The organism is Chryseobacterium aahli (assembly GCF_022699665.1).
GTDB lineage: Bacteria > Bacteroidota > Bacteroidia > Flavobacteriales > Weeksellaceae > Chryseobacterium > Chryseobacterium aahli.
Map to the genome: position 1 here is coordinate 84,497 of NZ_JALDNB010000010.1, position 22,340 is coordinate 106,836.

The following is a 22,340-nucleotide window of genomic DNA, read 5'->3' on the forward strand; positions in this document are numbered from 1 at the left end:
TCACATATAAATTCAAATGTAAAACGGCAGTTTTCTGTCGTTTTTTTTGTGAAATATTTTGATTAGATTTATGGGATTCTTTACGAATTTTAAATACAAAGCATGAAAAAATTATTAATTATATTTTCAGTACTCATTTCCTACACTGCATTTTCCCAAAGTTTCTACGAAACAAAATGGAAGAAAGTTGCAGAAAGTTATAGCGAAGGTTTCTACAAATCTAGTTTGCCAATTATTCTGGAAATTCAAAAGCAGGCAATAAAAGATGGAAATGACGCTCAATTGATTCGGTCTTTGAAAGCGGAATTTGCGATTACAAAAGATACCAAAGACGATGTGAAAAATGATTTGTCTTCGGTGTTTTTTGCAAAAATTGATAAAACAGAAAAATTCTTAAAGGGCGATAATTTATATCTTTTTCAAGTGCTTAAAATGGAATTTGTGAATGATTACTTTCAGCAGAATTCTTGGAGAATCGCACAGAGAACAAATAGTGATAATGGTAAACTTTCTGAAATAGAATTATGGACAAAATTAGATTTTAAGAATTTCTTTACTAAAGAATTTGCCTATTTCGAAACAAAAAACAATGAATTTAAAAATATAAAACTCGAAAAATATTCAGCAATTTTTGAAGGCGAGCGAGATTTTCAATTTTACAACACGCTTTATGAATGGAAAACCAATCAATATATTACGTATTTAAGAAGTGATTATATCTTCACCAACGATGAACAGGAAGTAAATAATGCGAAAATTGTTTCGCTTTATGATCAATTAATCGAAAACAATTCGGGTAATTCTAAATTATATTTTCAGCATCAAAAAATTAATTTTAAAGCATCGAAAAATTTAATAAAAGATAAATTACCAGAACTGGAAACGCTTTTAAACTCTAATATTAATGGTGATTACAAAATTTTCATCACTTTTGATATTGCCAATCTTTTAAATGGTAAAAATGAGAAGAAACGTGCAGTAGAGCTTCTTAGAAAAACCAAATCTGATTTCCCCAATTCCAAATTTCTAAATAATATCATCAATTTAGAAAATACGATTACACAACCTTCAATAAAACTACAATATCAACTCAATATTGAACCTGAAAAACCCATTCATTTGGTTGTAGAGCACTCCAATGTTTCGCAATTAAAATTGGAAGTTTTCAAAATAGAAGAACTGACTAAAAATTTGAAATATATCAATAATATTGAGACTTATGGGATTAATATTAACTATTATAATCAAGGTTACGTTCAAATTGATAAAAAAATTGAATCTAAATTAATAAGAACTGAAAACATTTCACTTCCCAATTTACAAGATTTTCTTACAAAGAAAACTTCTATAGATTTGAAACCTTTAGAAAGAGGAGTGTATTATTTACGATATAATAATTTTGAAAAAGGGGAACAATTTATCATGTTTTTTGTTTCAGATGCCAGAATTGTAATATTAAATAAAGATAAACCACAGCTTGAATATCAATGGGTGAAAAGTGATAATGGAAATGCCAATAAACAAGATCGGGTGGATATTTTTCCTACAAATGAGTTTTACGATGGTGTAGCAAGAAGTTGTTTTTTGAAGACAGGAAAAGACGGTTCTTTTAGTATTGCTGAATTAAATTCTAGAAATTACGATGGATATTTTCAATCATTTATCCTTCAAAATCCCGAAACAAGCGACACTAGTTTATATGCAGCTTATGATTATAATAGATATGAAAACTATAACCGAGAAATTTCTCAAATATTTTTAGATAGAGCCATTTATCGGCCTGAACAAACTGTTTTGTTCAAGGTTATTTTAACCAAAGAAGGGGAGAAAAGAGATATTGTGGTTCCCAATCTTCCTATTGAAGTAGCACTATATGATGCAAATAGTAAGGAAGTATCAAAGCAACAATTAAAAACCAATGAATTCGGTTCTGTACAGGGAAGTTTTATTTTACCAAAAGGTTTATTAAATGGTCAATTTAGAATTCAAGTAAATACTTATCCTTATGACAGTAGCAAATATTTTGCAGTTGAAGAATACAAAAGACCCAAATTTGAAATTATTTTTGATGATTTAAAAGAGGAATACAAATACGGAAAAACCATCGAACTTACCGGGAAGGCGACTTCATATTCTGGTGTTCCGCTGGGAGATGTAGATGTAAAATATGAAATCAAGAAACAAAATATTCGCTGGAGGTATTTCTGGTGGTATCCACAAGTTTATACTGCTGAAAATTCTATTATTGGAAAAGCAAAAACCAATGAAAAAGGAGAGTTTACTATAAAAGTAGATTTAAAAAAAGATGAAAAAATAGAAGGAATTCAGATCGATAATTATGAAGTGAATGCTTCCGTCACTGATATTTCCGGCGAAACCCAAAGCGAAAAAATCGATGTAAAAGTCGCAACTGTTTCTCATTACATAGAAGTGGGAAAAATTGGAGAAGTTTTTAATTCGGAAGAGGTAATTGCTGATGTGAAAATGAAAAATTACAACGACCAGATTTTACATAAAACTTATAACGTAGAATTATATAAGTTAAAAGAACCTGCAAGAATCATTAGAAATAATTTTAAAAGTGCGGTTCAAAATCTTCCAAAATTATCCAAAGAAGAATTTTTGAATAAATTTCCACACGATCTTTATGATGAGAATGAAGCACAAAAAAATTGGAAAAAAGAAAAAGTTTTATCCAAAAACACTTCCGATGCAAAACTAAATTTGGGAAAATTACACCCAGCTTATTATGAATTGGTACTTTCTAATATCGAAGATAAAGACACTATAAAATCTGTGCAAACATTTGAAGTGTGGAACAAAAGAAAATTAGGAAAAAATCAGTTTCCATTTTTGAAATTAATGAAACAAAAAGGAGATTTTGCAAGAGGAGAAAAAGTTTCAATGTATGCTTACAGCGCTATTCCAAACGCTATTGGGACTATTTATATACAAGATGGAAATGGAAAAACGACTACAGAAATTAAAAAATTCCGACAAGGAGTTTTAAAATATGAAGTAGAAATTCCAAAGGATAAAGACATCATAAAACTGAATTATCAGATTGGTGTGGTAGGCTTCAATGATTTGCAGAATGAATATGACGTAATCAACATTAAAGCAGATGAAATTCCAATAAAAATAGAAGTAACCTCTTTCCGAGATAAAATAGAACCGAATTCCAAAGAAAAGTGGAGTATCAAGGTCTCTGGAGATCAAAAAGAAAAAATTGTAGCAGAAGTTCTTGCGAATATGTATGATAAATCTTTAGACAAGTTTGCAGTAAATAAATATGATTGGCAAAAGATCTATAGACCATTTTATCAATTTAAAGACTACAGCAATCCTTCATTTTTAAAGGAAATTTACGATACCAAATATCCAAAACATCTCAATTTCCCTTTTCCATACCAACCAGATTTCAATTGGTTCAGTATCAATTTTTTCAATGAACTTTTGAAGGAATATAATTTTCTCTCTTCAAATGATACAGATGGTGATGGAGTTTTAGATTATGAAGACGCTTGTCCAACTGTTCCGGGTATGTCAGAATATAATGGTTGCCCAAAACCAAGACACTCCGCAGTTGCAGAAGTCAGCAGTTCTATGAAAGACAGTTCCAGATTTGATAAAAAAGAACAAGGAGATCCTGATACAGATAAAAAGCCAGAAGAACTAAAAGCAGAAGAGAAAATAGAAATTCGGAAAAATCTGAACGAAACCGCTTTTTTCTATCCAAATTTGGTAACGGACAGAGATGGAAATGTTTCTTTTGAGTTTGAAGGACCAGAGGCATTAACGAAATGGAAAATGATGTTTCTTGCACACACCAAAGATGGAAGAGCAGCCACTTTGGAGAAAGATGTGATTACCCAAAAAGATTTTTCTGTCACTCCAAATTATCCAAGATTTTTACGTGAAGGCGACGAATTGGTTTTGCAATCTAAAATCTCAAGTTTGCTGGAAACTGATTTGAATGGGGAAGCAACTTTACAAATTTTGGATGCTTTTACCAATGAAGATATTACTTCCCGGTATGAAATAATCGATTCTAAACAAAATTTTAATTTAAAAACTAAAAGCAGCAATGTCGTTAGTTGGAAATTGAAAACTCCTTATGGTAAATCTTCAGCAATTATCTTGAGAATTTTGGCGAAAGCAGGAACTTTTTCAGATGGTGAGCAAAGTTCAGTTGCAGTTTTACCAAACAGAATGCTGGTTACAGATACACAACCAATTTTCGTGAAAGAAGGGCAAACCAAAACTTTTACGATTAAAAATTTAAAAGAAACTACTTCGAAAAGCATTGTCAATTATTCCAATACTTTAGAACTTTCTACGAATCCTGTTTGGGAAATTATTTTTGCCTTACCAGATTTGAATGCTTATCTGAATATAAGTTCAGATGGTGTTTTCAATGCTTGGTTTGCAGATGTAGTTGCTGCAGAAATTTTCAAAGCAAATCCTAAAATGGAGAAAATCTTCAATGAATATCAAGATAATGATTTGATGAAAAGCAATCTGGAGAAAAACCAGGAATTGAAACAATTGCTTCTGGAAGAAACGCCTTGGGTTTTAGAATCTGAAAATGAAGAAGACCAAATGAAGCGTGTTGCAAGACTGTTTGATGCCAACAAAATGAGGAAATCCATTAATGAAGATTGGGATAGATTATTAAGATATCAAAACAGTGATGGTGGATTTCCGTGGCTTCCTGGTTATGAAAGTTCGTATTACAATTCCATTTATATTTTAAATAATTTGGGTAAAATAAATGGTTGGTTAAAAGGAAATATGGCAGAGTATCAATCTGGGCAAAATAAAATGGTTTCCAGATTAATCAGCTATCTAGATAATTATATTGAATCAAAATGGGATGATGAGAAAGATAATCCTTGGAGTAATTTTGCAATAGACTATTTGTACAGCCGGAATTTCTGGGAAAAAGAATATCCGCTAAGCGGAAAAGGCGCAATGATAAAAAAACAAGTAATGGAAAAAGGTAAAGTAGCGAGATTTACGGATTTTACCTTCTTCGGAATCCATCGTGTAGCATTGCTTTTTGATGATTACGGAATGAAGAATGAATCAAAAAAAATCTTGAATTATTTGAAAGAAACTTCTACAGATACCGAAACGCAAGGGCTTTATTGGAAACAAAATTTCAGCGATTGGGGATGGTACAATTCTAAAACTGTAAACCATGCAGGAGCGATAGAAGCAGTGGCAAAACTGACGCCGCAAGATCAAAACTTTATAGAAGAAGCTAAAATCTGGTTGGCAACACAGAAAGAAGTGAATTCTTGGGGAACTTCCCGTGCAACGGCAGAAATTATTTATATTTTCATGAATTCTGGAAAATCTTGGACAGCAGATGAAGCAGATAAAGCAACGGTAATTTGGGGAGGAAAAAATATTATTGATTTTAATTCTTCAAATAAGTTAGATAAAACTTCAACAGGCTACATTAAAAAAACCGTAAAATCTGAGGTAGTAGATCAATCTTTGGCAACAGTTACGGTTTCTAAACCTGGACCTGGAATTGCGCAAGGTGGAATTTTCTGGCAATATTATGAAGATCTAGATAAAATAAAATCTTCGGAATCTTATATTTCCATCACTAAAGAATTTTATAAAAAAGTAAAAACTGAAAATGGAGATCAATTGGTGAAAATTACAGAAAATTCTCCTGTGAAAGTAGGAGATGTAGTCACCATCAGAATGATTTTGAATACGGACAGACCAATGCAGTATGTACATTTGAAAGATATGCGTGCTGCAGGTTTTGAACCAATCGATGTGATTTCCACATATCATTGGAAGAATAATTTGGGTTATTATCAAGCAACGAAAGATGCAAGTACCAATTTTTACATACAAAATATGCCGAAAGGAAATTATGTTTTTGATTACGATTTGGTGGCCAATGCTTCAGGTGATTTCTCCGGCGGAATTGCGACTATGCAGAATTATTACGCACCACAAATGAATGCGCATTCTGAAGGAAGAAAGTTGCAAGTTGCGGAATAATCACGATTTATTTTTTAGGATTTTAAATGGTTTCAGAAATTTCTGAAACCATTTTTTTTATATTTGAAAAAAGCATCTTAATGTTCAATTTTTAGATATAGAAGCGCAGTTTGCAAAGCAACAAATTAATAAAGCCAAGAAACTTGCAGTAAGAGAATTTGAGGAAGGAAAAAAGAATCAGTTTGTCTGTTTTGTAGACGAGGAAGAAAAATCTTACGGCGCAGGATGTGAAAAAAATTGTTGATTTGCTCGCAAAGTCTTTAGAGCCTGTGGAGCACTAGGTTCATTCTTTGGAGATTCCAGAAATTCAGAATTATATTTTAAAATTTTGGATTACGAAAAAAATTATAAAAAAATGATTGAGGTTTTAGGTGAAAATATTCCTGCATCTGTTATCAATAACTATTCTGAAAAACATTTTCTCTATGATAAAAATAAATTCTTGAACAGCTTTAAAACTAGAGCTTTTTGGGGAATTTTACAGAAGGATGATGTTTTACTTGTCGATTTTTTAATTTCAAAATATGATTCTGCTGTTCTTAAAGATTTCTTTTCGAAAAATCTTATGGCTTTTGGTTCAGGGAAATTTGCACGACTTGTTTTGGATCGAATGAAAGATTGATGCGTTAGAGAAAAAAAACAAAATGGTTTTGTAATAATTAATTTATGCAAACAAAAAAACTGATATATTTGTTCATATACAATTTAATAAGCTATGGAAAACGTATTTGATGCGAAAGACGCTCAGAATTATATCAATAGAATAAATAATTTAGTGGAAGATACACACGGTTTGTGGGGCAGAATGACGGTTGATCAGATGTTGGCGCACTGTTGCATCACTTACGAAATGGTTTATGAACCGGAAAAGCATAAAAAACCGGGAGCCATCGCAAAATTTATCCTAAAATCATTTGTGAAGTCTAAAGTGGTTGGTGATAAAGCTTATCCAAGAGATTCTCCAACGGCACCGCAGTTTGTAATCACAGGAAGAAGAAATTTTGATGATGAGAAAAAAAGATTAATTGGTTTTATCCAAAAAACACAACAATTGGGAGCATCAGCGTTTCATGAGAAAGAATCGTTTTCTTTCGGAAAATTAAAGTCAGACGAATGGAACAATATGTTTGCAAAACATTTGAATCACCATTTATCTCAGTTTGGAGTTTAGTATTTTAAGATGAAAACAATTTTATTTTTACTGTTTCCATTTTTTATTTTCTATGCTCAGTCTAATGATTTTCCTTTAAAAGATAAAGATTTTAGCAAAATAATTCTTAATGAAAAATTGGGTTTTGAAGGTGAAATGAATGCTGGGAAAATAGATGTCAAATTTTTATCAGTTTTAAAGGATTCCAAAAAACCGGAAAATTATATGGTAAAAGGAGTCTACACATTAAATGGGAAAATTTTGACGTGTTCAGGGAAACTCACTTTTAATTATGTATTTAATGTAAAAGATTCACCCGATCTAATGTTGGTTTTCGGTGATTTTCAATTAAACGGAACTCAGCCAGATATTGATGATGGTGTTTTTAAAGGTAAGTTTCGAATTCAGACGACAAAAGAAATGAATAGCATCCGCAAACTTTCCAATACAACCTTTAAAGGAGTGTTTGAAAATTTTGAAACCGGTAAAAAGACGGATTTTTGGTTTGCTAATTTTTATCATACCGACATTTCCAAAGTGATATTTAAATAAAAACTATAATGAAAAAACTTTTACTTATTCTCGTTCTCGCATCCAATTTTGTTTTTGCTCAAATGCCCAATATTTCAAATATTTGGCTGAATCAGTCAAAACCCTACATCGGAACGATTGGCAATGAAAATGAAACCATTAAACTGAAAATAGAAATTTCTGAACAGAACAAAAAAAATGATCAGGAATATTTTGTTTCAGGATATTCTGTGGTTGATAATAATACATCGAAATATGAAGGTAAATTAACGATCACCAAATACAAAGACGGTAAGAAAAAAGGAGTTGTTTTTGGCGATTATGAGCTGGTTGAAGAGAATAAAGGAAAACATTCAGGTATTTTCACAGGAAAATTTGTGTATACATTTCAATGGAACAAGAAAACAGAAAAAATTGAAAATCCCAACATCGAATTTACAGGAAACTGGAAAAGCTATGACGGAACTTTAGATTTTAAAACTAATTTAAAAAACCAATAATCATGTTAAGAGTCATTTTAGGAGTTATTGCAGGAATTATCGCCGGTTCTGTTTGCGTTTGGGGAGTAGAAACACTTAATCATATTTTGCATCCGTATTCTGCCGGGATGAAGGCGAATGATATGGAAGCTTTTAAATCATATATTGAAAATTTACCATTCTTGGGCAAGTTTATGGTTATTGTGGGATATGCTTTGGGAGCTTTGGTTTCGGGTTTTATTTCTACAAAAATTGCAAAAAACGGAAAACCTACAGCAGCAATTATTTGCGGACTTATTTTCCTTTCTTTCACAATTTACAATATGGTTGTTTTGCCAACTCCAATCTGGTTTTGGGTTTTAGGAATCTTGGTTTGGGGATTGGTTTTAGCAGGATATAAATTGGCTTTAAGCAAAAAATAGGTTTTACCGTAAATGAGACAAAATGTTTTCAATCATTAAGTTTAAACGATACAAGTGACAACTTTGTGTTCTTTAATAAGTGAAATCGAAGATTCGACGTAGTCAAATGCCTTTGCCTCAATCTAAAATTATTTATTTGAATCGGCGAAACTTCGTTTTGCGAACTTAAAAATAGCTAGTAGTTAAAAAAACTTTGCGAGCTTTGCGTTTAAATTAATTCAACATACAAACAAAAAAACATCAAAATATGAAATTAGGAGCATTCTCCATCAGCTTAAGTGTGAAGGATTTAGAAAAGTCTAAAGATTTTTATGAAAAACTAGGCTTCACCCAAATGGGTGGAAGTATGGAAAGCAATTATTTGATCATGAAAAACGACAGTACATTGATTGGTCTTTTCCAGGCAATGTTTGACGGAAATATGCTGACTTTCAATCCGGGTTGGGACGAGAACGCTCAAAATCTCGAAGCCTTTGATGATGTAAGAGAAATTCAGAAACATCTGAAAGAACATCATGTTGCATTAGAAAAAGAAGCCGACGAAACAACTTCCGGCCCCGAACATATTTTCCTGAAAGACCCTGACGGAAATATGATTTTAATAGACCAACACAGATAATTAAAAATAAGTAATGGGGTAATGATTAATAAGTAATGGAATAACATATTTTTACTATCAACTATCAACTATCAACTATCAACTATCAACTATCAACCAAAAATAATAAACACAAAAACTTTTAAATAAAAATTATGGCAACAGTAAACGTTTATCTTACATTCAACGGAAATTGCAGACAGGCATTTGAATTTTACAAATCAGTCTTTGGCGGTGAATTTCCATACATCGGAACTTTTGGCGAAATGCCTCCGCAGGAAGGAAAAGAAATGCCTGAAGAAGAAAAAGACAAAATCATGCATGTTACCCTTCCGATTTCTAAAGAAACAGTATTAATGGGAAGCGATACAGGTGGAGAATGGGCTTCAAGTCTAAAAGTGGGAAACAATTTTTCAGTTTCAATTAATGCAGATTCTAAAGAAGAAGCAGATAAATTATTCAACGGATTATCTAAGGGCGGACAAGTTACTATGCCTCTTGCAGATACTTTCTGGGGTGCATATTTCGGGATGTTTGCCGATCAGTTTGGCATCAATTGGATGGTTAATTATGACGATCCTGCGAAAATGCAGCAACATCCTTAATATTTATTTTTTAAATACGATAAATAGTAAAAAATAACCGACAAGTCAATTTGTCGGTTTTCATTTTAAATATATTTGCTCTCCTAAATTTTTTATAATTAAATACAAACAAATGAAATTCACAATTGAAGAAATCAAAGCAGAACACCAAAAAGTAAAAAGCGGAGCAGATTTTCCTAAATACATTCAGGCTATAAAAAATCTTGGTGTTTCACATTACACGGCTTATGTTTCAGACGGGAACACAGAATATTTCGATACAGAAAATCATTCAGCAAAAACTGGAAGTAAATATGACGTTTTGCAAATTTTAGAAAACTTGAATCTTGAAAATTTTAAAATTCAGTTAAAACTTCATCAGCAAGGCGGCACAGATTACATGACATTCTGCAACGACTGCGCAGAAAATGGAGTAGAAGGCTGGAAAATGGATTTGAATGATATGACCTGCACTTATTTTGACAAAAAAGGAAAAGATATTTTAGTAGAAAAAGTTCCTTCTTAATCTCAACTTATCTCCTGCCTGAGAATTTTATAAACTTAGATTTATTATTTGTTATTATTGATTTAAAATATTAAATTTGATATTTCGATAGATAGTAATAATAAAGAAGTAAGACATGAAGGTTTTCAGGCAGTTGACGCTATTTTTTTTTATAAGTATTTCAGCATATTCTTTTGCACAAGATAATAGTCTTGGGGCATGGTATATGTATTTCGGAAATAATAAAATCAGTAAAAAACTGAATTTCCATAATGAAATTCAATACCGTAATTTTGATGGAATCGGTGATTTAGAGCAACTTCTCATCCGTACCGGAATTGGGTATGATTTAACCGAAAACAACAACAATATTTTACTAGGTTACGGTTTTATTTTGAGTCAGCCTTACGTTAAAGGTGAAAAAACTGAGAATATCGAACACCGTATTTTCCAGCAGTACATTACTAAACAGAAATTTGGAAGATTCAATCTTCAGCATCGTTACCGTTTGGAAGAACGTTTTTTACAGGATGATTTCAGAATGAGATTCCGTTATTTATTGGGTTTAAATATTCCTGTTACCAATAAAGAAATGCTTCCAAAAACTCTGTATGTTTCTGCCTATAATGAGATTTTTCTGCATTTAGATAGTCCGGTTTTCGATAGAAATCGTGTTTATGGTGCTTTAGGATTCGTTATCAACAAAAATATGAGAATCGAAGCGGGCTACATGAATCAGATTCAGGAAAACAAAAACCGAGGACAAATACAGATTGGTTTTTACAACAATATTCCGTTCACAAGAAATTAAAATTGAATACCTTTAAAACACAAAAACTAAACAAATGCATTCAGGAAAAAGATTCAGCGCCATAGAATTTATAGTTTGGACTAAAAGAAGTATCTATATTCTATTGATTTTAGCAATAATTCCCACGCTTTTATATTATTTTGGATTTACCTTTCTTTCGTTTCCGTGGCAGCCAATCGCAATTATGGGTACTGCAGTTGCTTTTATTGTCGGATTTAAAAATAATGCGAGTTACAGCCGTCTTTGGGAAGCCAGACAGATTTACGGAGCAATTATTAATGATAGCAGGAGTTTCGGGTATATTTTAAGAGATTCATTATCGGGTAAAAATCCGGTTAAAGTAAAAGCAATGTTTGAACGTCATTATGCTTGGTTGACGGCACTTCGTTTTCAGTTGAGAGAACCGAGAGCATGGGAAAGTATGAATGTCGCTCAGTTTGAGGAATATGCGAAAAAATATGAAATTCAGGAAAGGACATTTAAAATAGAAGATGAACTGAAAAAATATCTCGCAGAAGACGAGCTGAAATATATTTTAAGCAAAAAAAACCGTGCAACACAATTGATGGCTTTGCAAAGTAAAGAGCTTTCTGAGGCTTATGCAAATGGTGAAATCAACGATTTCCAATGGTCGCAAATCAATCAACAATTGGTGAAATTTACTGATGATCAGGGTAAAGCAGAAAGAATTAAGAATTTTCCATATCCGAGGAACTTCTCTTCCATTACGACATATCTTTTGATTTTATTCATCGTTTTTGTGCCTTTCGGTTTGGTAAAAGAATTTGCAAAAATGGGTGATGGAACAGCTCTTGAGAACTACACTTTGTGGTTTAATATTCCGTTTTCTCTTTTGGTGACTTGGTGTTTTCATACTTTAGACAGCGTAGGAGAAGCTTCTGTAAATCCTTTTGAAGGAAGCCCGAATGACGTTCCGATTACGCAAATAAGCCGTACGATAGAGATTGATATGAGAGATATGCTGGATGAGAGTGATCTTCCGCCGGCAATTACTCCGATCAACCAAATTGTATTATAAAGAGCTATGAGTTAATCTCCAAACTCAAATGAAGTTCATTTTTAGTAATAAAAATTAAAATAAAAAATCCATGATCCATACTTACGTTACCATATCCATTGCAGTCTTATTGTCTGTAATGATCCTCGTGATGATAGGGCAGAAGCTGAAAGTAGCGTATCCTATTTTTCTGGTGATTGCCGGATTAATCATCAGTCTGGTGCCGGGAATGCCGCACATAGAAATTGAGCCGGATTTAGTCTTTCTGATTTTCCTGCCTCCTATTTTATTTGAAGCCGCATGGTTCACCTCGTGGCAAGATTTTCATAAATGGAGAAAGCAGATTTTTTCTATGGCTTTCGGGTTGGTGTTTCTGACCTCAGTGGTCGTTGCTTACCTTTCATCATCAATAATTCCTGGCTTGACGGTAGCGATGGGATTTTTGTTAGGTGGTGTAAACTCTCCTCCAGATGCAGTTGCGGCAACGTCTGTTTTAAAACACATGAAAATTCCAAAGAAGATCACCAGTATTTTGGAAGGCGAAAGTTTGATTAATGATGCATCGAGTTTAATTGTATTTAAATTTGCCCTAGCTGCAGTGATATCCGGACAGTTCATCTGGAGAGATGCGATAGGTGATTTCTTCATTATGGCAGTGGGCGGAATCGCAATTGGAGTCGCCTTTGGATTCCTTTTCGGATTTTTTCTTAGGTTAATTCCTTCGAATTCAAATATCGATACCGTAATTACATTAATTGTACCTTACATCATGTATGTCGGTGCAGAGCATTTTCATTTTTCCGGGGTGTTAGCAGTTGTGGCAGGCGGATTACTGATGTCATACAATTCGCATTGCTATCTCAGTCATACCTCAAGAATTCAGTCGGGCAATGTATGGAGTGTTCTAATTTTCTTGATGAATACTATTATCTTCATCTTAATTGGTCTTGAATTACCGATTGTAGTCGCTGCAATGAAAGACTACACCATTTCAGAAGGAATATTTTACAGTATTGTAATCGGTGGAGCGATTATTCTGACCAGATTGGTTTACAGTTACAGTGTGATGTATTTTCCGTGGTTTTTATCAAAAAAATTAAGGTCAGAAAATCCAAAACCCGATTGGCGAGAACCGTTTATCATTAGTTTTGCAGCGATGCGAGGAGTCGTTTCATTAGCTGCAGCGCTTTCCATTCCTGCGTTTTTACCAAACGGGGAAGCACTTCCGCATCGTAATATTATTTTATTCGTGACTTTCGTAATAATTTTGATAACTTTAGTAGGGCAAGGTTTGATGCTTTCGCCAATTTTAAAATTTTTAAAAGTTGATGATGCCGGAAGCGAATTGCCGGAAGAAAAACAGGAAGCAATTTTACTGAAAAAATTAAAAGAGACAGCACTTCAGAAATTGACTACAGATTTTTCTGAATTATCTGAAAGCAATAGTCTCGTGAGACATCAAATTTACAAGCTGGAAAATGAAATGAAGTTAATTGCTGACAAAGCACAATGCATGGGCTCTGCAGTAGATTATGCATCCGCAATGAACGAAAATAAAGATGTTTTGAGGCAGGTTATTCAGGCGCAGAGAAACGAACTTCACCGTATGAAGCGTGATAAAATATTCGACGATCATGTGATGAGAACGATTGAAATGCAGCTGGATTTTGATGAAGCTAAAATTACAGGATTTAGTCACTCTTAAATCATTGTTTCTCTTGAGGATTTGGTTAAATTATATTGGTTTAATTTGAAAAAATCTAATTGAACTTTGCATTAAAATAAAAGTTAGGACAAAAATTCATTAAAAACATTTATATGGAAAATTCAATCATTATCAAAAAGAAAATCAACGCGCCCATTGAAAGAGTTTGGAAAGCATTGACTGATAAAAACGAATTGCCATCATGGTATTTTGATATTGCAGATTTTGAAGCCGAAGTTGGACAGTCTTTTAATTTTTATGAGCCGGGTGAAGAAAAAAAATATCTTCATACGATTGAGATCATTGAAGCTATTCCAAATCAAAAATTGAAACACTCGTGGTTTTATCCCAATTTTTCTGATGAAAAAACTTTTGTGACTTGGGATTTAGAGTCTGATGCAAACGGAACTTTTGTGACATTAACTCATGAAGGAACTGAAAAGTTGAAAGATTTAGGCGAGGGATTTGCTAAAGAAAGTTTTACCCAGGGTTGGAACGAAATCATCGGACAAAGTCTTAAATTATATCTGGAAAATTAATAATGAAATCACCATGATTACTTTGATTGATAACACAAATGAAATAAGGTAATAACTTATTGCCTAAAAAAAATATAATGATTTAAATATGAAATTTCATTCTCTGATGCCTGTTATTTGGACCAAAAATTTGGAGGAATCTATCGGATTTTATACTCATATTTTGGGTTTTTCGCTCGTTGATGCCAACATCGAAGCGCATTGGGCTTTTTTGATGAAAAACAAAGTGCAGATCATGCTCACTTTACCTAATGAACATGGAAATGCCAATAATATATGCTTTTCAGGTTCTTTTTATTTTAATATTGATGATGTAGATGAACTTTGGAAAGATTTGAATACAATCACAAAAATTTGCTATAAAATAGAAACTTTTGAATGGGGAATGCGTGAGTTTGCAATCTTTGATAACAACGGATATATATTACAATTTGGGCAAGCTGTCGACGAAATTAGTAAAGAGGAATAAATTTTGCTATTTTTGGAGAAATATTTTAGAAATTAGAATGAAAAATAAAATAATTACAGGCTTCGCAGCACTTTTACTGTTCGTATCTTGTAACAAAGATAAGGAGATACTGAATTCATTAGTAGATTATAACAACTCGATGGAGGCGAAAGGATATCATTTTGGTGATAAACTTGATCTTCCAAAAGAAGTTTTAGATAACGCAGAAACCATCAGCATCAGTTTTGGAGACAAAGAAACTTCAAGTCTGGTGGTAGATTCTAAATATTTTACCCTCGGAGATAATGCGGTCACTTTTAACATCAAAACAAAAGGTGGTGAGGTTTTGACGCAGGATGCAACTATCAATGTTTTTGCGAAAAATCCTGAAATGAAGATGAGTTATACTTTGGTCGCAGAATATCCTCACGATCCTAAAAGTTTCACAGAAGGGTTCTATATGGAAGGGAATACGGTCTATGAAAGTGTAGGGCAGGAAGGTGCTTCAAAATTTATGAAATATGATCTAGGAAGTGAAGCGGTTATAAAAGAAGCGAAACAACCGGATAATGTTTTTTCTGAAGGAATTTCAAGTCTTGGAAATAAAATATATCAGCTGACTTATAGAGATAAAAAGGGTTTTATTTATGATAAAAACTCTTTTGAACTGATCAGCGAATTTGCTTATCCAAATGTAATTGGTGAAGGTTGGGGAATGACGACTGATGGAAAATATCTGATAGTTTCAGATGGTACAAAAAACATATATTTCCTAAATCCAAATGATCCCTCAAAAATGGAAAAATTTATTTCTGTAGCCGGAAATTCTGAGGTTTATGATCAGATTAACGAACTTGAGTATCATAAAGGATTCATCTACTCAAATGTATGGCATAAAAATATTATTCTTAAAATCAATCCCGCAAACGGTGAAGTGGTTGGTAAATTTGATTTTTCTCAAATTGCCGATCAGTACACAAAAGCTAATACAGAAAATGTATTAAACGGAATTGCTTTTAAAGGAGATAATATGGTGATTACAGGTAAAAACTGGCCGAAAATTTATGAAGTTGAGATTAAATAATTTTAAATTATTCTCAATTTCTTTTAAATAAAATAAAGTATGTAAATTGGTAGCGTTCCTCTGGAGCGCTATCGTTGGTAAAAAAGTTTTTTTGAAAATATTCACAGCCTTATTCATCTTCATTTTCTGTACATTTTCTGCACAGAGAGTTCTTCCTTTTGATACACTCAGAATCAAAGAAGTACGAGATTTATTCGCTGATGATTACGGAAATATTTATCTCTACAAAAACAAAGATTTTAGTTTCACAAAATACGATTCTGTTGGTAAACAGCTTGGTAAATTGATGTTTACAGTCCCATTCAGAGTTCAGGGTGTTCAAAACCCTTTGAGTATCGCCCTTTTTTCTGAAAATGCTCAGGAAATGAAATTTGTCGATCAGAATTTAAATGAAATTCAAAAAATAGACTTCAAACAGAAATTTACCTTTATCAAACATGCTTACGCAGAAGATCTACAACAGATTTGGCTGCTGGATGAAAGCACAAAACGGCTTCTTCAATATAATTTCAGAAATGATACAACCATCAATTCATATCCTTTTGATGCCAGTTTTGATGATCTGATTGATCTTTTGGTGTACGAAAACAAGGTCTATATTTTAACGAAAAATCAATTCAGAATTTATAATTTAAAATTTGAAAAACTTTATGAAGCTCCTGTTGAAAACGGCAAAAGATTGAGAAGGGAAAACGAGTTTATTTTAATTGTGGCTAAAAGTTCTGTTTTTAAATATATTCCGGATAAAGAATTGGTCAAAATATTCGAAGATCCCGATGTGCAAATTGTGGAAAAAAATTCGCTCGCTTATTTTGAAATCAAAGGCAACAAACTTTATCTTTACAACTTGGAAAACCAAAAGGATTCTAAAAAACAAACAGCTCCTGAAACTCCGAAAAACGATACGGAAAAAACAGTGGATGAATTAATGAAAGAGCAATCTGAACAACCAGATATGCTGAAACTTTTAGAAGAAATTCAGGAATTGGGGTTTTAAAGAAGATAAAGTTTAAAAATAAATAGAAGAAGGAATATGCACATTGCAGTTACAGGAAATATTGGAGCAGGAAAGACTACGCTGACGACGATGTTGGCAAAGCATTATGGCTGGGATGCGCAGTTTGAGGATGTAGACCACAATCCTTATTTGGAAGATTTTTACGCAGATATGAGCAAGTGGAGTTTTGCACTTCAGGTTTATTTTTTGGGAAGCAGATTCCGTCAGGTAAAAGAAATAAGAGACAGCGGGAAAAATATTATTCAGGATCGTACAATTTATGAAGATGCCCATATTTTTGCAGAAAACCTGAACGATATGAAGCTTTTGTCAGACAGAGATTATAAAAACTATTCATCTCTTTTTGATTTGATGAAAACCTTTGTTTCGGCTCCAGATTTGTTGATTTATCTGAAATCTGATGTGCCAAACTTAGTAAAGAAAATTTACAAGCGAGGAAGAGAATATGAAGCCTCAATCAGTATTGAATATCTTTCTAAACTGAATCAGAAATACGAAAAATGGATTACAAATTACACCGAAGGCAAATTGCTTATCATAGAAGTTGATGATCTTGATTTTGTAGAAAAGCCCGAAGATTTCGGATTGATTTTAGAAAAAATAGAAACAGAATTGAACGGTTTATTTTAACCTTAAATTCATATTAAATAACAATTACTTGTCTTTTTTGGTGCTAAATTTGTTTTACACCTGAAAGATTTAAATTAAATAAAAATGTTGGTAAAAGTTCTTCATAACGGAAATTGCTCAAAATCAAATGCCGTACTTGAGTATTTGGACGAAAACGGAGTTCCGTTTGAAATCATCAACATTATAGAAGATCCGCTTAGTGTTTTGGAACTCAAAACGGTTTTGAAAAAACTGAATGAAAATGTTTCTCACATCATCAGAAAAGAAGAAAAGTTATATCTGGAAAAATACGCAGGAAAAGATTTCACAGAGGATGAATGGCTGCAGATTTTGTCAGAAAATCCATCTCTAATACAAAGGCCGATTCTCATTAAAGGTTCTGTTGCGATGCTCGGAAGACCGGTGGAGAATGTGAAATTTTTTATTGAGCAATAATCTATGTATATTAACTATTAGTCATAAAAAAAGTCAGCGATTGCTGACTTTCTTGTTTTATAATAAGATAACATCTTCTATTCTGGCGACTTCTTTATAAATTCTTACTACCTGATCTGCATCCAAAACAAATGCGTTGATATTGCAGGCTGTGTACTTGCCATTTTTGCTTTCACGGTTACCCAAAGTAAATTTGATACCATCAAAAACTTTGTATATTTCTGTAAGCTTTGCATCATCCGTGGGAATAATAAATTTAAAAAGATAATCTTCAGGAAAATCGTGGTGACCTTCTAGTTTTTCTTTTAATGATATGTAAAATTCTTCAGGATTTGCGTGCTGATTTCCTTGTAGTATGTCCATTATTTCTACTTATTTATATAAATATAACGAAAATTTATTTATTTTCCAAGAGGTCCTAAAAGCGAAGCTGAATTTTGCTTCTCGTGATCTTCAATGATGTTGAATAATCCGTTCACAATCTGCTCAGAAGCCAACATACTCAATCCGCCTGCATTGACGTTACTGTTGTTATTTCCGCCGCCTAAAAGACTACCTAAAAGATTGCTTCCTGATAACGCGGTGTTAATGGTTTTCACAATCCCATATTTATTCAATTCCTGCTCAACTTTTGGAGCGATTGCTGCAACGAGTTGCTGAGAAGTTTTTTCCTTTAAAATTAAAGTAGCTGTTCCTTTTTCACCTTGAATAATTCTTGTGACATCCTGAGCATTTAAGCTGTTCACTGCACTTTCAAGGATTGGTCTTGATATATTTACCGTGTAAACTGCAGCATCAGCAATGTATTCTCTTTCTTTGGCAACCAATGCCGGAGCGATTTTTTCTAAAGTGGTATTGATGTCACGTAATTGCTTTGGCAATGCTTTGTCAACCAGATTGTTTTGAAGAAATGCTTCTTTGTTGCCATAGATATTCATTCCTTTATTAATTCCGCCTAATAAAACTCTTTTAATCACTGCTAATCCTAAATCTGAAGTTGCCAAAGTAGAACAAGACTGCAAACTTGTATTGATCACTGCACCTGTTCCTAAAACCAATGCAATGGCTATCATATATTTTTTCATTTTCAATTTTTTTAACCTTGTCAAATACTGCACCAAAGGTAAAGACAATTGCGTGTTTAACAAAAATTTACCACACGATAATTACAGTTTTGAAAATTCTCCCAATATTACATGAATAATAAATTTTTAAATTCAAAATTTAAGATTGTATTAAAATGAGACATTAGAAGTGCTTTTTGGTTGTTTTTTGCAATGAAAATCGCTTTGCTTCAATATGAAATATTCATTTATATTAAAATATAATGTTGTAAAATATATTAAAATTTAATTTATTTTAACATATTTCGTAATTTAAGCGTTAATTAATAAATTATTTAACTAAATTTAACATCATTTGATATTTTTTATATTTTTGAAAAAATCCTCTTTTACGAAATGAAGATAATACCAAAAGGCGATTTCACACATTTGATTTATACAAGATAAAATTAAACTATATGAAACAAACTAATTTAAAGTATTCTTGTCTGATTGCTGTTCTCTACTTCGGTATGAACGTCAACGGGCAGGTTACTCCTCAAGACTCTCTTCCAAAAGAGCAGAAAATAGAGGAGGTTGTAATGATTGGATATGGAACTGCGAAGAAAAGAGATCTTACGGGATCAATATCTAGAGTTTCAGGTTCTGAAGTTGCAGATAAACCGAATGCTAATCCTATTAATTCTTTGCAGGGTAAAGTGGCTGGTCTCTCAGTAGTGAATCAGGGCCAATTGGGAGCAGCTCCAGATGTTAGGATTCGTGGAACTGTGAGTAGATATAATACCAGACCTCTCTATGTTGTTGATGGGATTTTTGCCGATAATTTAGACTTCGTTAATCCAAATGATATTGAATCAATGGAAGTCTTAAAAGATGCTTCTTCTTTAGCTATTTTCGGTAATAAAGGAGCAAATGGTGTTATCATTGTAACAACAAAAAAAGGAAAATCTGGAACTACAATTAATTTCAATTCATCTTATGGAGCGAAATTTCTTGGAAATAAGCCTGATATGACCAATGGGCAACAGTTCAGAACTTTATTTGATGAGCAAAGAGCTAATCAGGGATTAGCACCTTATCAATATTATAATGTATTTAATTCAAATACAGACTGGGTTGATCTGATAACCAATGACGGTGCAGCCATTGTAAACAATAACCTGAGCTTTAATGTCGGTTCAGAGAAGAATAAATTCTATTTGGGATTAGGTTATCTGTATGAAGAAGGAATTATAGAAAGTGAAAAGCAGAAAAAAATTACTTTAAACATTAATGATGAGTTCAAAATCAATGATAATATTAAAGTAGGGGTTAACATTAGTGCATTACAATACAACTTACCTAGAACATTAGGATATGGTGCAGCTTTGAATACTACGCCGATTGCTTCACCTTATAATGAAGAACTTGGAATGTACAATCAGTTGCCTAACGAAATGGGTGCAGCTCAGTTAGGAAATTTGTTAGTTGAAACGCAAGGCAAAGCAAATACATTGATTTCAAGAAGACATAATTTGATCGGAAACATTTATGGAGAAATTAAGTTTTTGAAAAATTTTACGTTCAGAACTACTTTCTTAGGGAACTTTGAATTTAATAAACAAAGACAATACAATCCTATTTTCGATATATATGTTCCGGAAACAGGAGCAACTACAAGACTTTCAGGAATCAATCTTACAAGTGTAAGAGAATCAAATACTGATTATAGAAGACTTCAGCAGAATCAATTGCTTACTTATAGTAATAAATTTGGAAAGCATGATATTACAGCAATGGTTGGTTTTGAAACTATCGATGAGAAGAATAATGAACTTGAAGTTAGGGTTAGCCAATCTGCCAAAGGTCAGGCAATTCCTTGGGATAAACGTTTCTGGTATATAAATAACTCTTTTGCAGATCCTGCGACATTACAAAAAACAAATACATTCCCTTGGGATAAGGCTAACGTTTCTTATTTCGGAAGATTGTTATATAATTATGGCGGAAAGTACATGTTTAATGCATCTTTTCGTAGAGATGGTTCTTCAGCCTTTAGTAATGATAATCCTAATCAATACCAAAACTTCTGGGCGGTAGGAGCAGCTTGGGAAATTTCTAAAGAAAACTTTATGGCTGATCAGAATATTTTTGATTATTTGAAAATTAAAGGTTCTGCTGGTAAATTAGGGAACGAATATGCTCCGGTAAGATATCCAAATTATCCTGGATATGTTGCAGGAAGTGGAACAATCTTAGGAGTTCCAAAAGTGTTTTATCCTGCATCAGTTTTAGCTTACGTTGCAAATCCTAATTTAAAATGGGAGGAAGTTTATACGTATGAAGGGGGCTTAGAATTTTCGACTTTGAATAAAAGATTGAGTTTCGAAGGTAACTACTACACTAAAAGAACAAAAGACCTTTTAGTTTATGTTGAGACAGATACTCAGGATTTCTTTGATAATGCGGGAGAAATTGAAAATAAAGGTTTTGAATTTAAATTAGACTGGAATGACAGAATTGGTGAAGATTTCAGATATTCTATTGGTGGGAATTTGACAACTGTGAAAAATAAAGTGTTATCAGTTTATCAGGATGGATACGAACTTTTCTCTGGTCCATCAATAACGCGTGCAGGGGCTCCAATCGGGTCATTCTATGGTTATGAGGTTGAAGGTGTTTATCAGTCTTATGCTGATATTATAAATTCTACACCAAGTACACTTGGAAACTATGCTCCAGGAGATCTTAAATATAAAGATGTAAACGGAGATGGTGTTATTAATGAGCAGGACAGAACCATTATCGGAAATCCAACACCAGATTTTACCTATGCTTTTAATTTAAACTTAGAATATAAAAGAATAAGCTTAAGCGCTGATTTTCAAGGGGTATATGGGAATGAAGTTTGGAGAAATTGGGGTAATGGAAGTACATTTACTCAGTTCAATTACAGATCTGCAAGATTAGATCGATGGAATGGAGCCGGAACATCAAATTGGGAACCTAGACTTAATGATGCTACAGGATATAATAAGCTTAATTCGACTTATATGATTGAGGACGGAAGCTATTTGAGACTTCGTAACATACAGATTGGGTACAGTTTTGATAAAGGAGTTTTAGAAAACTTTAAAATTAAATCTCTTAAACTTTTTATCAATGCTCAAAACTTATTTACTTGGGGTAATAACTCAGGATTTACTCCTGAAGCAGGAGGAAGTCCTGTTGAGTTTGGAGTAGACAATGGAGGTTACCCACTTCCAATTATAACAACTATGGGCGTAAACGTAACATTCTAAATTAAAAT

21 protein-coding genes are annotated in these 22,340 nt (G+C 32.8%); 19 read left to right on the top strand and 2 right to left on the bottom strand.

The features are described from left to right. The first annotated feature begins 102 nt into the window (after nucleotides 1-102). The 18 genes from MQX03_RS15585 to MQX03_RS15670 all read left to right on the top strand — a co-directional run bounded on the left by MQX03_RS15585 (nucleotide 103) and on the right by MQX03_RS15670 (nucleotide 17,987). Nucleotides 103-6,030, top strand: coding sequence for an alpha-2-macroglobulin family protein (locus MQX03_RS15585; protein ID WP_242804151.1), 5,928 nt, complete (start codon nucleotides 103-105; stop codon nucleotides 6,028-6,030). 328 nt (nucleotides 6,031-6,358) lie between these two features. Next, nucleotides 6,359-6,652, top strand: coding sequence for a hypothetical protein (locus MQX03_RS15590; protein WP_242804152.1), 294 nt, complete (start codon nucleotides 6,359-6,361; stop codon nucleotides 6,650-6,652). A gap of 93 nt (nucleotides 6,653-6,745) precedes the next feature. Then, nucleotides 6,746-7,201, top strand: coding sequence for a DUF1569 domain-containing protein (locus tag MQX03_RS15595; protein WP_242804153.1), 456 nt, complete (start codon nucleotides 6,746-6,748; stop codon nucleotides 7,199-7,201). 9 nt (nucleotides 7,202-7,210) lie between these two features. Continuing rightward, nucleotides 7,211-7,732 carry a hypothetical protein gene (locus tag MQX03_RS15600; protein ID WP_242804154.1) on the top strand — a complete coding sequence of 174 codons (522 nt, stop codon included), beginning with the start codon at nucleotides 7,211-7,213 and terminating at the stop codon, nucleotides 7,730-7,732. An 8-nt stretch (nucleotides 7,733-7,740) separates the two neighbouring features. Then, nucleotides 7,741-8,211 carry a hypothetical protein gene (locus MQX03_RS15605; protein ID WP_242804155.1) on the top strand — a complete coding sequence of 157 codons (471 nt, stop codon included), beginning with the start codon at nucleotides 7,741-7,743 and terminating at the stop codon, nucleotides 8,209-8,211. Between the two features lie 2 nt (nucleotides 8,212-8,213). Further along, a complete protein-coding gene (locus MQX03_RS15610; RefSeq protein ID WP_242804157.1) occupies nucleotides 8,214-8,612 on the top strand; it encodes a hypothetical protein in 399 nt (132 codons plus the stop codon). A gap of 247 nt (nucleotides 8,613-8,859) precedes the next feature. Further along, a complete protein-coding gene (locus MQX03_RS15615; protein ID WP_242804159.1) occupies nucleotides 8,860-9,231 on the top strand; it encodes a VOC family protein in 372 nt (123 codons plus the stop codon). A 134-nt stretch (nucleotides 9,232-9,365) separates the two neighbouring features. Beyond that, nucleotides 9,366-9,815, top strand: coding sequence for a VOC family protein (locus tag MQX03_RS15620; RefSeq protein ID WP_242804160.1), 450 nt, complete (start codon nucleotides 9,366-9,368; stop codon nucleotides 9,813-9,815). A gap of 112 nt (nucleotides 9,816-9,927) precedes the next feature. Next, complete coding sequence (locus MQX03_RS15625; protein ID WP_242804161.1) at nucleotides 9,928-10,320, top strand: DUF1398 domain-containing protein; 393 nt, start codon at nucleotides 9,928-9,930, stop codon at nucleotides 10,318-10,320. 115 nt (nucleotides 10,321-10,435) lie between these two features. Continuing rightward, nucleotides 10,436-11,110 carry a DUF2490 domain-containing protein gene (locus tag MQX03_RS15630; RefSeq protein WP_242804162.1) on the top strand — a complete coding sequence of 225 codons (675 nt, stop codon included), beginning with the start codon at nucleotides 10,436-10,438 and terminating at the stop codon, nucleotides 11,108-11,110. 34 nt (nucleotides 11,111-11,144) lie between these two features. After that, a complete protein-coding gene (locus MQX03_RS15635; protein ID WP_242804163.1) occupies nucleotides 11,145-12,149 on the top strand; it encodes a bestrophin family protein in 1,005 nt (334 codons plus the stop codon). 70 nt (nucleotides 12,150-12,219) lie between these two features. Beyond that, nucleotides 12,220-13,833 (top strand): Na+/H+ antiporter, encoded by a 1,614-nt coding sequence (locus MQX03_RS15640; protein ID WP_242804164.1) that lies wholly within the window; start codon nucleotides 12,220-12,222, stop codon nucleotides 13,831-13,833. Between the two features lie 113 nt (nucleotides 13,834-13,946). Then, a complete protein-coding gene (locus tag MQX03_RS15645) occupies nucleotides 13,947-14,372 on the top strand; it encodes an SRPBCC family protein (protein ID WP_242804166.1) in 426 nt (141 codons plus the stop codon). A gap of 88 nt (nucleotides 14,373-14,460) precedes the next feature. After that, complete coding sequence (locus tag MQX03_RS15650; protein ID WP_242804168.1) at nucleotides 14,461-14,841, top strand: VOC family protein; 381 nt, start codon at nucleotides 14,461-14,463, stop codon at nucleotides 14,839-14,841. Nucleotides 14,842-14,878: 37 nt separating this feature from the next. After that, a complete protein-coding gene (locus tag MQX03_RS15655; RefSeq protein WP_242804170.1) occupies nucleotides 14,879-15,904 on the top strand; it encodes a glutaminyl-peptide cyclotransferase in 1,026 nt (341 codons plus the stop codon). A 91-nt stretch (nucleotides 15,905-15,995) separates the two neighbouring features. Continuing rightward, nucleotides 15,996-16,901: a hypothetical protein gene (locus tag MQX03_RS15660; protein WP_242804172.1), complete on the top strand. Its 906-nt coding sequence runs from the start codon at nucleotides 15,996-15,998 to the stop codon at nucleotides 16,899-16,901. Between the two features lie 36 nt (nucleotides 16,902-16,937). Further along, on the top strand, nucleotides 16,938-17,552 hold the full coding sequence (locus MQX03_RS15665; RefSeq protein ID WP_229984379.1) for a deoxynucleoside kinase: 615 nt from the start codon (nucleotides 16,938-16,940) through the stop codon (nucleotides 17,550-17,552). Between the two features lie 84 nt (nucleotides 17,553-17,636). Further along, nucleotides 17,637-17,987: an ArsC/Spx/MgsR family protein gene (locus MQX03_RS15670; RefSeq protein ID WP_129534255.1), complete on the top strand. Its 351-nt coding sequence runs from the start codon at nucleotides 17,637-17,639 to the stop codon at nucleotides 17,985-17,987. A 57-nt stretch (nucleotides 17,988-18,044) separates the two neighbouring features. On the opposite strand, the gene MQX03_RS15675 is transcribed toward MQX03_RS15670, so the two are convergent. Both MQX03_RS15675 and MQX03_RS15680 read right to left on the bottom strand, forming a co-directional pair. Further along, nucleotides 18,045-18,350 (bottom strand): DUF493 family protein, encoded by a 306-nt coding sequence (locus MQX03_RS15675; protein ID WP_242804174.1) that lies wholly within the window; start codon nucleotides 18,348-18,350, stop codon nucleotides 18,045-18,047. A gap of 38 nt (nucleotides 18,351-18,388) precedes the next feature. Continuing rightward, nucleotides 18,389-19,072 carry a DUF4197 family protein gene (locus MQX03_RS15680; RefSeq protein ID WP_242804175.1) on the bottom strand — a complete coding sequence of 228 codons (684 nt, stop codon included), beginning with the start codon at nucleotides 19,070-19,072 and terminating at the stop codon, nucleotides 18,389-18,391. A 437-nt stretch (nucleotides 19,073-19,509) separates the two neighbouring features. On the opposite strand from MQX03_RS15680, the gene MQX03_RS15685 reads away from it, so the two are divergent. Continuing rightward, on the top strand, nucleotides 19,510-22,332 hold the full coding sequence (locus MQX03_RS15685; protein WP_242804177.1) for a SusC/RagA family TonB-linked outer membrane protein: 2,823 nt from the start codon (nucleotides 19,510-19,512) through the stop codon (nucleotides 22,330-22,332). The last annotated feature ends 8 nt before the right edge of the window (nucleotides 22,333-22,340 follow it).